Origin of the sequence: Janibacter limosus, assembly GCF_004295485.1 — a bacterium.
GTDB classification, from domain to species: Bacteria; Actinomycetota; Actinomycetes; order Actinomycetales; family Dermatophilaceae; genus Janibacter; species Janibacter limosus_A.
Genome location: NZ_CP036164.1, coordinates 526,998 through 539,411 on the forward strand (window position 1 = coordinate 526,998; position 12,414 = coordinate 539,411).

The window sequence follows — 12,414 nt, forward strand, 5'->3', positions numbered from 1 at the left end:
GCTTCAACGATCGCCGAGGAGCTCATCCCATGGCCGGAGGTGCCCCGGCCCGCGGACGGGGGTTACTCTCGACCCGCACCCCGTTACCACAGCAGAGGACGGAATCAACCTCGTGGATCTCTTCGAGTACCAAGCACGCGACGTGTTCGAGAAGCACGGTGTCCCGGTTCTTGCCGGCGCCGTCGCCACCACCCCTCAGGAGGCGCGAGCCGCCGCCGAGACCATCGGTCAGAAGAGCGGCGGTGTCACCGTCGTCAAGGCCCAGGTCAAGACCGGGGGCCGCGGCAAGGCCGGTGGCGTCAAGGTCGCCAAGACCGCAGATGAGGCCGAGGCTCACGCCAAGGCCATCCTGGGCATGGACATCAAGGGCCACACGGTCCACCAGGTGATGATCGCCCAGGGCGCGCAGATCGCCGAGGAGTACTACTTCTCGATCCTGCTCGACCGGGCCAACCGCACCTACCTGGCCATGTGCTCCGTCGAGGGCGGCATGGAGATCGAGCAGCTGGCCGTCGAGCGCCCCGAGGCGCTCGCCCGCATCGCGGTCGACCCCAATGTCGGCATCGACGACGCCAAGGCCAAGGAGATCGTCGACGCCGCAGGCTTCGACGACGCGGACAAGAGCGCGATCGCCGATGCGATCAAGAAGCTCTGGGTCGTCTACCGCGAGGAGGACGCCACCCTCGTCGAGGTCAACCCCCTCGTCAAGACCGAGCAGGGCGACATCGTCGCCCTCGACGGCAAGGTCACGCTCGACGAGAACGCCGACTTCCGTCAGCCCGACCACGCTGCCCTCGAGGACACCGAGGCAGCTGACCCGCTCGAGGCCAAGGCCAAGGCCAAGGGCCTCAACTACGTCAAGCTCGACGGCAACGTCGGCATCATCGGCAACGGCGCCGGGCTCGTCATGAGCACCCTCGACGTCGTCGCCTACGCGGGCGAGGACTTCACCGGGGGCAAGGCCAAGCCGGCCAACTTCCTCGACATCGGCGGCGGCGCCTCGGCCGAGGTCATGGCCAACGGCCTCGACGTCATCCTGGGCGACGAGCAGGTCAAGTCCGTCTTCGTCAACGTCTTCGGTGGCATCACCGCGTGCGACGCCGTCGCCAACGGCATCGTCGGCGCGCTGAAGACCCTCGGTGACGGGGCCACCAAGCCGCTCGTCGTCCGTCTCGACGGCAACGCCGTCGAGGAGGGCCGCCGGATCCTGGCCGAGTTCAACCACCCGCTGGTCACCATCGAGGCCACCATGGACGGCGCTGCCCGCAAGGCCGCCGAGCTGGCCGCGAAGTAAAGGACGTAGAAAAAAGACATGGCAATCTTCATCACTGCTGACTCCAAGGTCATCGTCCAGGGCATGACCGGCTCCGAGGGCATGAAGCACACCACGCTCATGCTCGCCTCGGGCACCAACATCGTGGGCGGCGTCAACCCCAAGAAGGCCGGCCAGAGCGTCGACTTCCCCGACGGCAAGACCGTCCCCGTCTTCGGCTCGGTCGCCGACGCGATGAAGGAGACCGGCGCTGACGTGTCGGTCATCTTCGTGCCGCCGGCCTTCGCCAAGTCGGCCGTCGTCGAGGCGATCGACGCCGAGATCCCTCTCGCCGTCGTCATCACCGAGGGCATCGCGGTCAAGGACTCCGCGGAGTTCTACAACTACAGCAAGGGCAAGGCCACCCGGATCATCGGGCCCAACTGCCCCGGCCTGATCAGCCCCGGAGCGTCCAACGCGGGCATCATCCCGGCGAGCATCGCCGGTGCGGGCCGCATCGGCCTGGTGTCCAAGTCCGGCACGCTGACCTACCAGATGATGTACGAGCTGCGTGAGTTCGGCTTCTCCACGGGCGTCGGCATCGGCGGCGACCCGGTCATCGGGACCACCCACATCGACTGCCTCGAGGCCTTCGAGCAGGACCCCGACACCGACGCGATCGTGATGATCGGTGAGATCGGTGGCGACGCCGAGGAGCGCGCTGCGGCGTACATCAAGGACAACGTGACCAAGCCGGTCGTCGGCTACGTCGCGGGCTTCACCGCCCCGGAGGGCAAGACCATGGGCCACGCCGGCGCCATCGTCTCCGGCTCCTCCGGTACGGCCTCCGCCAAGAAGGAGGCCCTCGAGGCCGCCGGGGTCAAGGTCGGCAAGACGCCGTCCGAGACCGCTGACCTCATGCGCGAGATCATGAAGTCCCTGGCCAAGTAAGTGCCCCCTGGCACCCAGGTCTTCCGGGACCGATGACGAAGGGCGGTTCCCACCGATGAGGTGGGAGTCGCCCTTCGTCAGGTCTGCAGACATCGTGACCGTCCCCTGACGGGATCCGGGGACGATCGTGGCCGGCTGGCCACCTGCGGCATCTAGCCTGCGACTCGGCCCGTCCCAGGGCCACCACTCGTCGCTGGAGGATCCCTGATGTCCCGCACCACCATGACTCTGGCCGCGGCGGCGCTCACCGCCGTCGGCCTGCTCGTCCCCACCGGCGCGGGTGCCGCTCCGGCTGAGCGCACCCCGACCGCCGAGGCACGAGACGCTGGGGTCACGGGCCCCGGCGAGGCGGCGATGGGCTGGCGGCAGCACGACGTGCAGCAGACGCCCAAGCGGAGCACGGCCGCCGTGGCAGCCACGCCCCCGGGGGTGCCGGGCATCGACGTGTCCAGCTGGCAGGGACGCGTCGACTGGGCCGCCCAGTGGCAGGCCGGCAAGCGCTTCGCCTACGTCAAGGCCACCGAGGGAAGCACCTACACCAGCCCCACCTTCGGCCACCAGTACACGGGGTCCTACTCCCAGGGCTTCATCCGGGGCGCCTACCACTTCGCGCTGCCGGACAGCTCCAGCGGGACGACCCAGGCCAACCACTTCGTCGACCACGGCGGCGGTTGGTCCGCTGACGGCAAGACCCTCCCGGGGGCGCTCGACATGGAGTGGAACCCGTACGGAGCCGCCTGCTACGGCAAGACCCAGACCCAGATGCGCTCCTGGATCAACGCCTTCCTCGACCGGTACCGCGCCCGCACCGGCCGCTACCCGGTGATCTACACGGCGACGAGCTGGTGGAACAAGTGCGTTGGGGGCGACACCTCCTTCGCCGCGAAGTCTCCGCTGTGGCTCGCCCGCTACGCGAGCGCACCCGGCACCAAGCCGGCCGGCTGGTCCACCTACAGCTTCTGGCAGTACTCCACCACCCCCGTCGACCAGAACGTGTGGAACGGGACGCTGGCGCGGCTGCGGTACTTCGCGACGCACTGACGAACGCATCGGGTGACCTGTGCACCGAGCCCGTACCGCAGGGTGGGACAGGGCGTGTGGTCATCCATGGGTGCGGGGTACCCTCGACGGAGTACGAGTCATGTCGTACGCGTGCTCCGGGGTCGGTGTAATTCCGAGCCGGCGGTGACAGTCCGCGAGCCCCTCCTCTCGAGGTGGGGTTGAGCTGGTGAAACTCCAGCACCGACGGTGAAAGTCCGGATGGGAGGCAGCACGCGGCGTCGCGGTCGTTCCGTGGTGGGTCCGCCCTCTCCGGTACGACGTCATCGGGCATCTCCCGAGGTCTCCGCGCACGCCGTGACACGCCGTTGGCGTGCCTCCCTTCGCCCCCGTGGTCCGCGTCGGACCACGGAGAGGGCAGATGCAGCAGCAGACCACCATCGAGAGCGCGATGACCCGTGCCGTCGAGCTGGCGGCGCGCGGCCTGGGTCGCACCGCGCCCAACCCCGTCGTCGGCTGCGTCGTCCTCGACGCGGCGGGGCGGGTCGTGGGCGAAGGGTGGCACGCGCGGGCCGGCGGGCCGCACGCCGAGGTCATGGCGCTCGCCGAGGCCGGCGACGCCGCCCGAGGGGGCACCGCGGTCGTCACCCTCGAGCCCTGCCGGCACACCGGTCGCACCGGCCCGTGCACCGGTGCGCTCCTCGACGCCGGCGTCGACCACGTCGTCGTGGCCGTCCCGGACCCCACCAAGGCCGCCGGTGGGGGAGCGGACCTGTTGCGCGACAACGGGATCGACGTCATCGAAGGCATCGGGCATGAGGCGGCCGCTCACGGCAACCGCGCCTGGCTCCATGCCATGGCGACCGGCCGCCCCCTCGTCACGTGGAAGCTGGCCAGCACCCTCGACGGACGCACCGCCGCCGCCGACGGGACCAGCCGCTGGATCACCGGGCCCCAGGCGCGTGCCGACGTCCACCGGCTGCGGGCGCAGAGCGACGCCGTGCTCGTCGGCGGTGCCACCCTGCGCGCCGACGACCCCCATCTGGCCGTCCGGGACATCGATGGTGCGGTCCAGCCGCTGCGCGTCGTCATCGACAGCCGCGCAGAGGTGCCGCTCACCGCGCGCGTCCTCGACGACGCGGCTCCGACGCTCGTGGTCGTCGCCGAGGGGGCTGACGCCGCTCGCCTGCGCGCTGCCGACGTCGACGTCCTCGCCGTCCCCGCCGACCTTGCGGGGCTCGACCTCGCCGCACTCCTCGCGGGACTCCACGAGCGCGACGTGCGCTCGGTCCTGCTCGAGGGAGGAGCGCACCTCGCGGCCTCCTTCGTCGCGGCCGACCTCGTCGACGAGGTCGTCGCCCACATCGCACCGACGCTGCTCGGGGCCGGCTCGCCGGTCCTCGCGGACGCCGGCATCACCACCATCACCGAGGCGCTGCGCCTCACCACCACCGACGTCGTCCGCCTCGGCGACGACATCGCCATCACGGCCACCGTGAGGAGGGAGCACTGATGTTCACCGGGATCATCGAAGAGCTCGGGGAGGTGGTCGCCATCGAGCCGGGCGCCGACTCCAGCCGGATCACCGTCCGGGGCAGCGTCACCACCGCCGACCCCGCGCACGGAGCCTCCATCGCCGTCAACGGCGCCTGCCTGACCGTCACCGACCACGAGGCGAAGGGAGGAGTCGTCACCTTCGACGTCATGGCGGAGAGCCTGCGCCGCACCGTCATCGGCGACCTGGTCGTCGGCGACGCGGTCAACCTCGAGCGCGCCATGGTGCTCGGCGCCCGCCTCGACGGGCACCTCGTGCAGGGGCACGTCGACGGGACCGCGACGATCACCGAGCGCCGACCGGGCGACCGGTGGGAGGAGGTGCGGCTCGCGATCGACCCGGCGCTGGCCCCCTTCGTCGTGGAGAAGGGCTCGATCTGCCTCGACGGCGTGAGCCTGACCCTCACCGTGGCCGGGGACGACCACGTGGAGGTCGCCCTCATCCCCACGACGATGGAGCTGACCACCTTGGGCCGCAAGGGAGTCGGTGACCGTGTCAACGTCGAGGTCGACATCCTCGGCAAGTACGTGCAGCGCATGCTGGCGCTCGACCCGAAGGAAACCCGATGAGTCACGACGACACCCTGCTCGATCCCATCGAGAGCGCGATCGAGGCGATCGCCGAGGGCCGCCCGGTGCTCGTCGTCGACGATGCCGACCGGGAGAACGAGGGCGACATCATCTTCGCCGCGGACGCGGCCACCGACGAGCTCATGGGTGCCACGGTGCGTCTGGGCAGCGGCGTCATCTGCGTCGCGATGACGGGTGAGGAGCTCGACCGTCTCGCGCTGCCGCCGATGACCGCCATCAACGAGGACTCCAAGGGGACCGCCTACTCCGTCTCCGTCGATGCCCGGGAGGGCGTGACGACCGGCATCAGTGCCGCCGACCGGGCGCGCACCGCGCGCCTGCTCGCCGATCCCGCGACCGGTCGCGGTGACCTGGCCCGGCCGGGCCACGTCTTCCCCCTCCGTGCTCGCGACGGGGGAGTGCTCGTGCGCCGCGGCCACACCGAGGCCGCGGTCGACCTGTGCCGGCTCGCCGGTCGCGCACCGGCCGGGGTCATCTGCGAGGTCGTCGAGGAGGACGGGTCGATGTCCCGCCTGCCGCAGCTGCGTCGGCTGGCCGACGAGCGGGGGTGGCCGCTGGTGAGCATCGCCGATCTCGTCGACCTGCGACGACGGTCGGAGGCGCTCGTCGAGCGCGTCGTCTCCACCCGGCTGCCCACCGCCCACGGTGAGTTCACCGCGCACGGGTTCCGCAGCGGCATCGACGGGTCCGAGCACATCGCGCTCGTCCACGGCGACATCACCACCGGGACGCCGCTCGTGCGCGTGCACAGCGAGTGCCTCACCGGTGACGTCTTCGGCTCGCTGCGCTGCGACTGCGGACCGCAGCTCGACGCTGCCCAGGCCGCGGTCGTCGCGGCCGGCTCCGGGGTCATCGTCTACGTCCGCGGGCACGAAGGGCGTGGCATCGGGCTGGTCGACAAGCTGCGGGCCTACGCCGCCCAGGACGCCGGCGCCGACACCGTCGACGCCAACTCCGACCTGGGTCTGCCGGTCGACGCCCGCGACTACACGCACGCCGCGCAGATGTTGCGTGACCTCGGGGTCGAGAGCGTGCGGCTGCTCAGCAACAACCCGGCCAAGGTCTCGGCCCTCACCTCGCTCGGCGTCGAGGTCGTCGAGCGGGTGGGGCTGGCGGCACAGGTCACGAGCGACAACCTGAGGTACCTGCGCACCAAGCGCGACCGGATGGGCCACGACCTGCCGTGGCTCCCGGGCACCGACGACGAAGGGAGCACACCATGAGTGGTCACGGAGCACCGAAGATCCAGCTCGACGGGGCGGAGGGCCTCACGGTCGCGATCGTCGCCTCGAGCTGGCACACCGAGGTCATGGACGGCCTGGTCGCAGGGTCCGAGGCGGCGCTGGCCGAGGCCGGCATCGAGGCGACCCTCGTGCGGGTCGCGGGCAGCTTCGAGCTGCCCGTCGTGGCAGCCCAGCTGGCCCGCACGCACGACGCGGTCATCGCCCTCGGCGTGATCATCCGCGGGGGGACCCCGCACTTCGACTACGTGTGTGCCGCGGCGACCGACAGCCTGTCGCGGGTGGCCCTCGACTCGGGGACCCCCATCGGCTTCGGCCTGCTCACCTGCGACGACGAGGAGCAGGCGATCGCTCGCGCCGGGCTGGCCGGCTCCCAGGAGGACAAGGGCCGCGAGGCCACGGAGGCCGCGCTGTCCACGGCTGTCACCCTGCGCGGTCTACGAGCGTGACGGAGCACACGGTGCGCTGTGGCTCAGCGGTGGTGACGCGGAGCGCCGTGCAGGTCTAGCCTTGCGGGGCAGCGCCGACCTGGTCGATCCCCCCTGTTCCCGGGTCGGCGCTGTCATGCGTCCGGGGCCCGGTCGGCCGCAGGCCCGGTCGGCCGCAGGCCCGGGTCGGCCGCGCTGCCCCAGGGGGTGACCCGCAGCCTCAGGGAGCGATGCTCTGGGTGGTGAGGTCGACGTCGCCGAGGGCGGACTGCGCGACCTGACGCATCTCCTCCGACGTGTAGGTCATGCCGTCGAGCTCGGCGACGGTGAGGTACGAGGTCGAGGCACCGCGGGTCGCCTCGACCCACCAGTAGGTCGACCCGTCCTTGCCCCGGGCGTGCCAGGAGCGGAACCGGGAGTCCCCGGGCAGGTCCTCGGTCACCCGCTGGGTGACGGTGTAGGTCTTCTCGCACTGGGCCACGGCCGTGTCGATGGCGTCGGTCGGGGCATTGGTCCCACCGGAGGCGGTGCCGATCCACTGCCCGGCGACCACCCGGCCGTCGGAGAGTGTCGAGACGCGCCGCTCCCACGTGTCCGACCGGGGCGTCTGGAAGCACTGGCCGTCGGGCTCTGCGGTGCCCATGGTGCTCGCGACCGGCAGGCCGAGGGCGGCCGACCACTCCGCGGAGTCGAGCATCTGCATCGTCGGCTCACCGGCAGAGTCCGTGGAGGTCGCTGCGGGGGGAGCGGTGCCGTCCTGGGCCTGGACCAGGAGCCCGGCGCCCGTGGCGATGAGGGCCGCTGCCGCGACCCCCGCGAGGATGGCGAAGGAGCGACGTCGACGCGAGGCCAGAGTGGTGACCGTGCCGCCCGACACCTCGTCGCGGCCCTCGGCGCGGGCCCGGACGAAGGCCGGCTCGGGCAGGGGCTGGGCGGAGACGTCGTGCCGGAGGGACATCAGTGCCGACCGGACGAGCTCGTCGTCGTCGAGGTCCCACGGCGTGTCGTCGTGATGGTCAGTCATCGTGGTCCTCCTTGTCGGTGAGTGTCTTGGCCAGCTGCGCGCGCCCGCGGTGCAGGCGGGCCTTGATGGTTCCCGGTGGCGTGCCGGTCTGCCGGGAGATGTCCTCGACCGACATGTCGGCGAGGTAGTGCAGCGCGAGGGTCTCGCGCACCTCGGGGCCGAGCGTGCGCAGGGCGGTGACGACCGTCACCCGGTCCACGGTGGGGCCAGCCGGTGAGGACGGCTCGCCGTGCCGCTCCATGGCCTTGTGCCTGTTGGTGTCCTTGCGCCATGCGGAGATCGCGATCCGCCGGGCAACGGTCCGTACCCACGCGCCCGGCTCGTCGGTCGCGCGTACCTGGTCCCACCGCTGCCATGCTCGGGCGAAGGCCTCCTGGGCGGAGTCCCGTGCCAGCTCGAGGTCGCCCGTCGCGGCGTACACGAGGTGGACGACGCCCTGCGCCGTGGAGCGGTAGAAGTCGTCGAACTCGGCCTCGGCGGATGCTTCGCCTCCCTTCATCTCACCCCTCCAGACGCCTGCGGGGGCACGTGGGTTGCTCCCGGAACCGAAATCTTTTCGTGACCATCGGCTGGCCTCCACCAACCATCCCCCTTCGTCGGTGACCATGGGGGCGTGACGGTGATGGAGATCCTCCGGTCGGCCACGACCGTGGATGACGGTACTCGGAGACGCCCTGAGCTGCGGGCTGCGACTGCGGGTGCCCTGACGGCAGCCACCGGTTGGGCACTTCCGGTCCTCCTCGTCGTCCTCGGTGCCCTGGCCGTCCCACGCGCCTCCGCGGGGTTCGGCGACGCGGTGGGCTCCGGCAGCCTGCTGTGGCTCGTCCTCGGTGGCGCCCGGCTCCACCTGGGTGACGGAGCCCTCGCGCTGACCCCCCTGCTCGGGGCCGCCCTCCTCGTCCTGCTCGCCAGGGTGGGCGCGCGCCGCGGTCTGCCCGAGGCTCCCGACCTGCGTCTGCAGGGCTCCTGGTTGGCCGGCTACACCGCCATCGGGGTGCTCGCCGCGCTCGTCGGCCTGCTCTCTCCCGCGGGACCGGTGCTGGTGAGCCTGGTCCTGCCCCTCATCCTCGTCCCCACGCTCGGCCTCGCCTGGGCCCACGGGCTGCCGGAGCGGCCCGCCGACCTCTGGTCCCGCGCGCCCCTGTCGGTGCGTCGCGGCATCGTCCCGGGAGCGAAGGGCGCGCTCCTCCTCCTCGCGATGGGCGCCGTCCTCGTCGTGCTGGCCACGCTCGTCCACATCGGTCGGGTCACGCAGATCCAGTCGGCACTCGAGGCCGGGTTCTTCGGCGGCCTGGTCCTCGTGCTGCTGCAGGTGGCCCTGCTGCCCAACCTGGCCATCTGGGGGCTCTCCTTCGCCGCCGGCCCGGGCTTCTCCACCGCGGGCGGGGCGATGACCACGTGGTCGGGCGCCGAGGCCGGACTGCTCCCGATGGTCCCCGTCCTGGCTGCGCAGCCCCAGCCCGGTGGTCTCCCGTGGATCACCCACCTCCTCGTCCTGCTGCCGATCGTGGCCGGGGTGTGGCTCGGCCGCGAGACGCTGGCCCGCGTGCCCCGCCTCGCGGCGACCCAGACCAAGCTCGCCGCGGTGTCGGCGGCGGTCGTCGTCGCGGCCCTGACCGTCGCCGTGATCGACGCCCTGGCCGGTGGATCCCTGGGGGCGGCCCGGCTGTCACAACTGGGCGCTCCCGCCGTCGTGCTCACCCTCGCGCTGGCCGGCGAGCTGGCGCTGGGCGCCTTCGCCGCACTCGCCCGCGACTGGTGGGTCCTGCGCCGCTGAGGCCGCCATGGACCACGGGCCGTGCCTGATTGCGCACAACCTTAAGGAGATGCGCCCGACCTGCGCACAACCTTAAGGAGATGCGCCAGGCCTGCGCACGACCTTAAGGAGATGCGCCAGGCCTGCGCACGACCTTAAGGAGATGTGCCACAGGGTGAGGGCGGGCGAAGGGAGTGGGAGCCCGGCTGACAGGATGGCAGGGGATCTAGACTCCGCTGGGTGAGCGCCCCCCTTCGTCTCGTCGTCCTCGTCTCCGGCTCGGGGACCCTCCTGCAGGCCCTGCTCGACGCCACCGCGGCCGGGACCCTCCCCGCCCAGGTCGTCGCCGTGGGGACCGACCGCGCCGACTGCACCGGGCTGGCCCGTGCCGACGCCGCCGGTGTGCCGACCTTCGTCGAGCCCCTGGCCGACCACCCAGACCGCGACGCCTGGGACGCCGCGCTCGCGGCGCGGGTCGCCGGGTACGAGCCGGACCTCGTCGTGACCGCGGGGTTCATGAAGATCCTCGGTCCGCGGACCCTGGACGCCTGCACCTTCCTCAACACCCATCCTGCGCTGCTGCCGGCCTTCCCCGGGGCCCACGGGGTGCGCGACGCGCTGGCCTACGGCGTGCGCGTCACCGGGTCGACCGCCCACCTCGTCGATGCCGGGGTCGACACCGGCCCGATCATCGAGCAGCGGACCGTCACGATCACCGACGACGACACCGAGGACACGCTCCACGAGCGGATCAAGGTCGTCGAGCGCGAGATGCTCGTCGACGTCGTGACGCGCATGGCGCACGGTGGCTGGCGCGTCGACGGCCGGCGAGTGGTCGTGGGACCTGCTCGAGCGTGAGGTCGTGCGGTTTCACGGCCCATGGCGGGCGGCCGTAGACTCGGCCCCAACACGACTGGCGAAGGTGGGTCACCACCGGGGAGTGACGACGTCGAGGTGCATCGCCCGCCTGGGTGCACCCATCCCGCACCACAGCGACCCCAGGAGTTCTTCGTGTCAGACCGCCGTCCCGTCCGCCGTGCCCTCGTCTCCGTCTACGACAAGACCGGCCTCGAGGACCTCGTGCGTGGCCTGTCCGAGGCCGGCGTCGAGCTCGTCTCGACCGGTGGGTCCGCCGCCACCATCGCCGGCCTGGGGCTGCCCGTGACCAAGGTCGAGGACCTGACCGGCTTCCCCGAGTGCCTCGACGGGCGGGTCAAGACCCTGCACCCGCGCGTCCACGCCGGCATCCTCGCCGACACCCGCCTGCCCGACCACGTGCGCCAGCTCGAGGAGCTGGAGGTCGCCCCCTTCGACCTCGTCGTCGTCAACCTCTACCCCTTCGCCGACACGGTCGCCTCCGGCGCGGGTGTGCAGGACTGCATCGAGAAGATCGACATCGGTGGGCCGACCATGGTCCGCGCTGCGGCCAAGAACCACGCGTCCGTCGCGATCGTCACCGACCCCACCTCCTACGGCGAGGTGCTCGAGACCGTGCGCGGCGGTGGCTTCACCCTCGCGCAGCGCCAGCGCCTGGCGACCGATGCCTTCGTCCACACGGCCACCTACGACGTCGCGGTCGCCTCGTGGATGGGCTCCGTGGTCAGCACGAGCGACGAGACCCCCTTTCCCGGCTGGATCGGTGGGACCTGGGCCAAGAAGTCGGGGCTGCGCTACGGGGAGAACCCGCACCAGTCCGCCGCGATCTACGTCACCGAGGGCGCCTCCGGGCTCGCGCAGGCCGAGCAGCTCCACGGCAAGGAGATGTCCTACAACAACTACGTCGACGCCGACGCCGCGCTGCGCGCCGCCCACGACCACGGCGACCAGCCGACCGTCGCGATCATCAAGCACGCCAACCCCTGCGGCATCGCGGTGGGGGAGAGCATCGAGCTCGCCTACGAGCGCGCCCACGCGTGCGACCCCGTCTCCGCCTACGGCGGCATCGTGGCCACCAACCGCCCCGTGACCGCGGCCATGGCGACTGCGCTCAACGACACCTTCTCCGAGGTCATCGTCGCCCCGGACTTCGACGCGGAGGCGCTGACGACCCTCAAGGAGAAGAAGAACCGCCGCCTGCTCAAGGTCGCGACCCCGGCTCCCGGTGGCGTCGAGACCCGCCCGATCTCCGGTGGTCTCCTCGTGCAGCAGCGCGACGCGATCGACGGAGTCGTCGAGACGACGGGCGACGACAAGCCGACCCAGGGCCACGGCGACGACCCGAGCGCGTGGGTGCTCGTCACGGGTGACGCCGCCGACGAGACGACCCTGGTCGACCTCGCCTTCGCCTGGCGCGCGGTGCGTGCCACCAAGTCCAACGCGATCCTGCTGGCCAAGGACCAGGGGTCCGTCGGCATCGGCATGGGTCAGGTCAACCGGGTCGACTCCTGCCACCTCGCCGTGAACCGCGCGGGCGAGGAGCGGGCGAAGGGGGCCGCCGCGGCCTCGGACGCCTTCTTCCCCTTCGCCGACGGGCTGCAGGTCCTCCTCGACGCCGGCGTCACGGCCGTCGTCGCACCCGGCGGCTCGGTCCGGGACGACGAGGTCGTCGCGGCGGCGCAGGCCGCCGGGATCACGATGTACTTCACCGGCACCCGCCACTTCGCCCACTGACCCGCCAC

12 protein-coding genes and 2 riboswitches are annotated in these 12,414 nt (G+C 71.7%); of the genes, 10 read left to right on the forward strand and 2 right to left on the reverse strand.

Going from position 1 to position 12,414, the window contains the following annotated elements; translation table 11 throughout:
- The first annotated feature begins 112 nt into the window (after positions 1-112).
- From sucC to ribH, 7 genes are all read left to right on the forward strand, one after another.
- The gene (sucC, locus tag EXU32_RS02595) at positions 113-1,294 is read left to right on the forward strand and encodes an ADP-forming succinate--CoA ligase subunit beta (protein ID WP_130628492.1); all 1,182 of its coding nucleotides are present in this window, start codon (positions 113-115) and stop codon (positions 1,292-1,294) included.
- An 18-nt stretch (positions 1,295-1,312) separates the two neighbouring features.
- Entirely contained in the window at positions 1,313-2,203 is an 891-nt protein-coding gene (gene sucD, locus EXU32_RS02600; protein WP_130628493.1) for a succinate--CoA ligase subunit alpha, read from the forward strand.
- 207 nt (positions 2,204-2,410) lie between these two features.
- Positions 2,411-3,244 (forward strand): lysozyme, encoded by an 834-nt coding sequence (locus EXU32_RS02605; protein ID WP_130628494.1) that lies wholly within the window; start codon positions 2,411-2,413, stop codon positions 3,242-3,244.
- Between the two features lie 107 nt (positions 3,245-3,351).
- Positions 3,352-3,481, forward strand: a riboswitch (FMN riboswitch).
- A gap of 142 nt (positions 3,482-3,623) precedes the next feature.
- Positions 3,624-4,715 (forward strand): bifunctional diaminohydroxyphosphoribosylaminopyrimidine deaminase/5-amino-6-(5-phosphoribosylamino)uracil reductase RibD, encoded by a 1,092-nt coding sequence (gene ribD / locus EXU32_RS02610; protein ID WP_207233864.1) that lies wholly within the window; start codon positions 3,624-3,626, stop codon positions 4,713-4,715.
- Positions 4,715-5,326 (forward strand): riboflavin synthase, encoded by a 612-nt coding sequence (locus tag EXU32_RS02615; protein ID WP_130628495.1) that lies wholly within the window; start codon positions 4,715-4,717, stop codon positions 5,324-5,326. The genes ribD and EXU32_RS02615 overlap by 1 nt, the downstream gene beginning before the upstream one ends.
- Positions 5,323-6,570: a bifunctional 3,4-dihydroxy-2-butanone-4-phosphate synthase/GTP cyclohydrolase II gene (locus EXU32_RS02620; RefSeq protein ID WP_130628496.1), complete on the forward strand. Its 1,248-nt coding sequence runs from the start codon at positions 5,323-5,325 to the stop codon at positions 6,568-6,570. The genes EXU32_RS02615 and EXU32_RS02620 overlap by 4 nt, the downstream gene beginning before the upstream one ends.
- A complete protein-coding gene (gene ribH / locus EXU32_RS02625; protein ID WP_130628497.1) occupies positions 6,567-7,037 on the forward strand; it encodes a 6,7-dimethyl-8-ribityllumazine synthase in 471 nt (156 codons plus the stop codon). Before EXU32_RS02620 ends, ribH begins: the two co-directional genes overlap by 4 nt.
- Positions 7,038-7,236: 199 nt before the next feature.
- Here ribH and EXU32_RS02630 read toward each other — a convergent pair whose 3' ends face one another.
- On the reverse strand, positions 7,237-8,040 hold the full coding sequence (locus EXU32_RS02630; RefSeq protein ID WP_130628498.1) for a hypothetical protein: 804 nt from the start codon (positions 8,038-8,040) through the stop codon (positions 7,237-7,239).
- Positions 8,033-8,539: an RNA polymerase sigma factor gene (locus EXU32_RS02635; protein WP_130628499.1), complete on the reverse strand. Its 507-nt coding sequence runs from the start codon at positions 8,537-8,539 to the stop codon at positions 8,033-8,035. Before EXU32_RS02635 ends, EXU32_RS02630 begins: the two co-directional genes overlap by 8 nt.
- A 123-nt stretch (positions 8,540-8,662) precedes the next feature.
- Here EXU32_RS02635 and EXU32_RS02640 point away from each other — a divergent pair, with 123 nt between their 5' ends.
- The 3 genes from EXU32_RS02640 to purH all read left to right on the forward strand — a co-directional run bounded on the left by EXU32_RS02640 (position 8,663) and on the right by purH (position 12,406).
- Positions 8,663-9,817: a cell division protein PerM gene (locus EXU32_RS02640; protein WP_242612946.1), complete on the forward strand. Its 1,155-nt coding sequence runs from the start codon at positions 8,663-8,665 to the stop codon at positions 9,815-9,817.
- 219 nt (positions 9,818-10,036) lie between these two features.
- Entirely contained in the window at positions 10,037-10,654 is a 618-nt protein-coding gene (purN, locus tag EXU32_RS02645) for a phosphoribosylglycinamide formyltransferase (RefSeq protein WP_130628501.1), read from the forward strand.
- Between the two features lie 41 nt (positions 10,655-10,695).
- A riboswitch (ZMP/ZTP riboswitch) is annotated at positions 10,696-10,776 on the forward strand.
- 31 nt (positions 10,777-10,807) lie between these two features.
- Positions 10,808-12,406 carry a bifunctional phosphoribosylaminoimidazolecarboxamide formyltransferase/IMP cyclohydrolase gene (gene purH, locus EXU32_RS02650; RefSeq protein ID WP_130628502.1) on the forward strand — a complete coding sequence of 533 codons (1,599 nt, stop codon included), beginning with the start codon at positions 10,808-10,810 and terminating at the stop codon, positions 12,404-12,406.
- Positions 12,407-12,414 lie beyond the last annotated feature (8 nt).

Coding starts and splice junctions, on each gene's coding strand:
- EXU32_RS02605 (WP_130628494.1), top strand. CDS start 2,411: ATGTCCCGCACCACCATGACTCTGGCCGCGGCGGCGCTCACCGCCGTC.
- EXU32_RS02615 (WP_130628495.1), top strand. CDS start 4,715: ATGTTCACCGGGATCATCGAAGAGCTCGGGGAGGTGGTCGCCATCGAG.
- EXU32_RS02640 (WP_242612946.1), top strand. CDS start 8,663: ATGGAGATCCTCCGGTCGGCCACGACCGTGGATGACGGTACTCGGAGA.
- ribD (WP_207233864.1), top strand. CDS start 3,624: ATGCAGCAGCAGACCACCATCGAGAGCGCGATGACCCGTGCCGTCGAG.
- EXU32_RS02630 (WP_130628498.1), bottom strand. CDS start 8,040: ATGACTGACCATCACGACGACACGCCGTGGGACCTCGACGACGACGAG.
- EXU32_RS02635 (WP_130628499.1), bottom strand. CDS start 8,539: ATGAAGGGAGGCGAAGCATCCGCCGAGGCCGAGTTCGACGACTTCTAC.
- ribH (WP_130628497.1), top strand. CDS start 6,567: ATGAGTGGTCACGGAGCACCGAAGATCCAGCTCGACGGGGCGGAGGGC.
- EXU32_RS02620 (WP_130628496.1), top strand. CDS start 5,323: ATGAGTCACGACGACACCCTGCTCGATCCCATCGAGAGCGCGATCGAG.
- sucD (WP_130628493.1), top strand. CDS start 1,313: ATGGCAATCTTCATCACTGCTGACTCCAAGGTCATCGTCCAGGGCATG.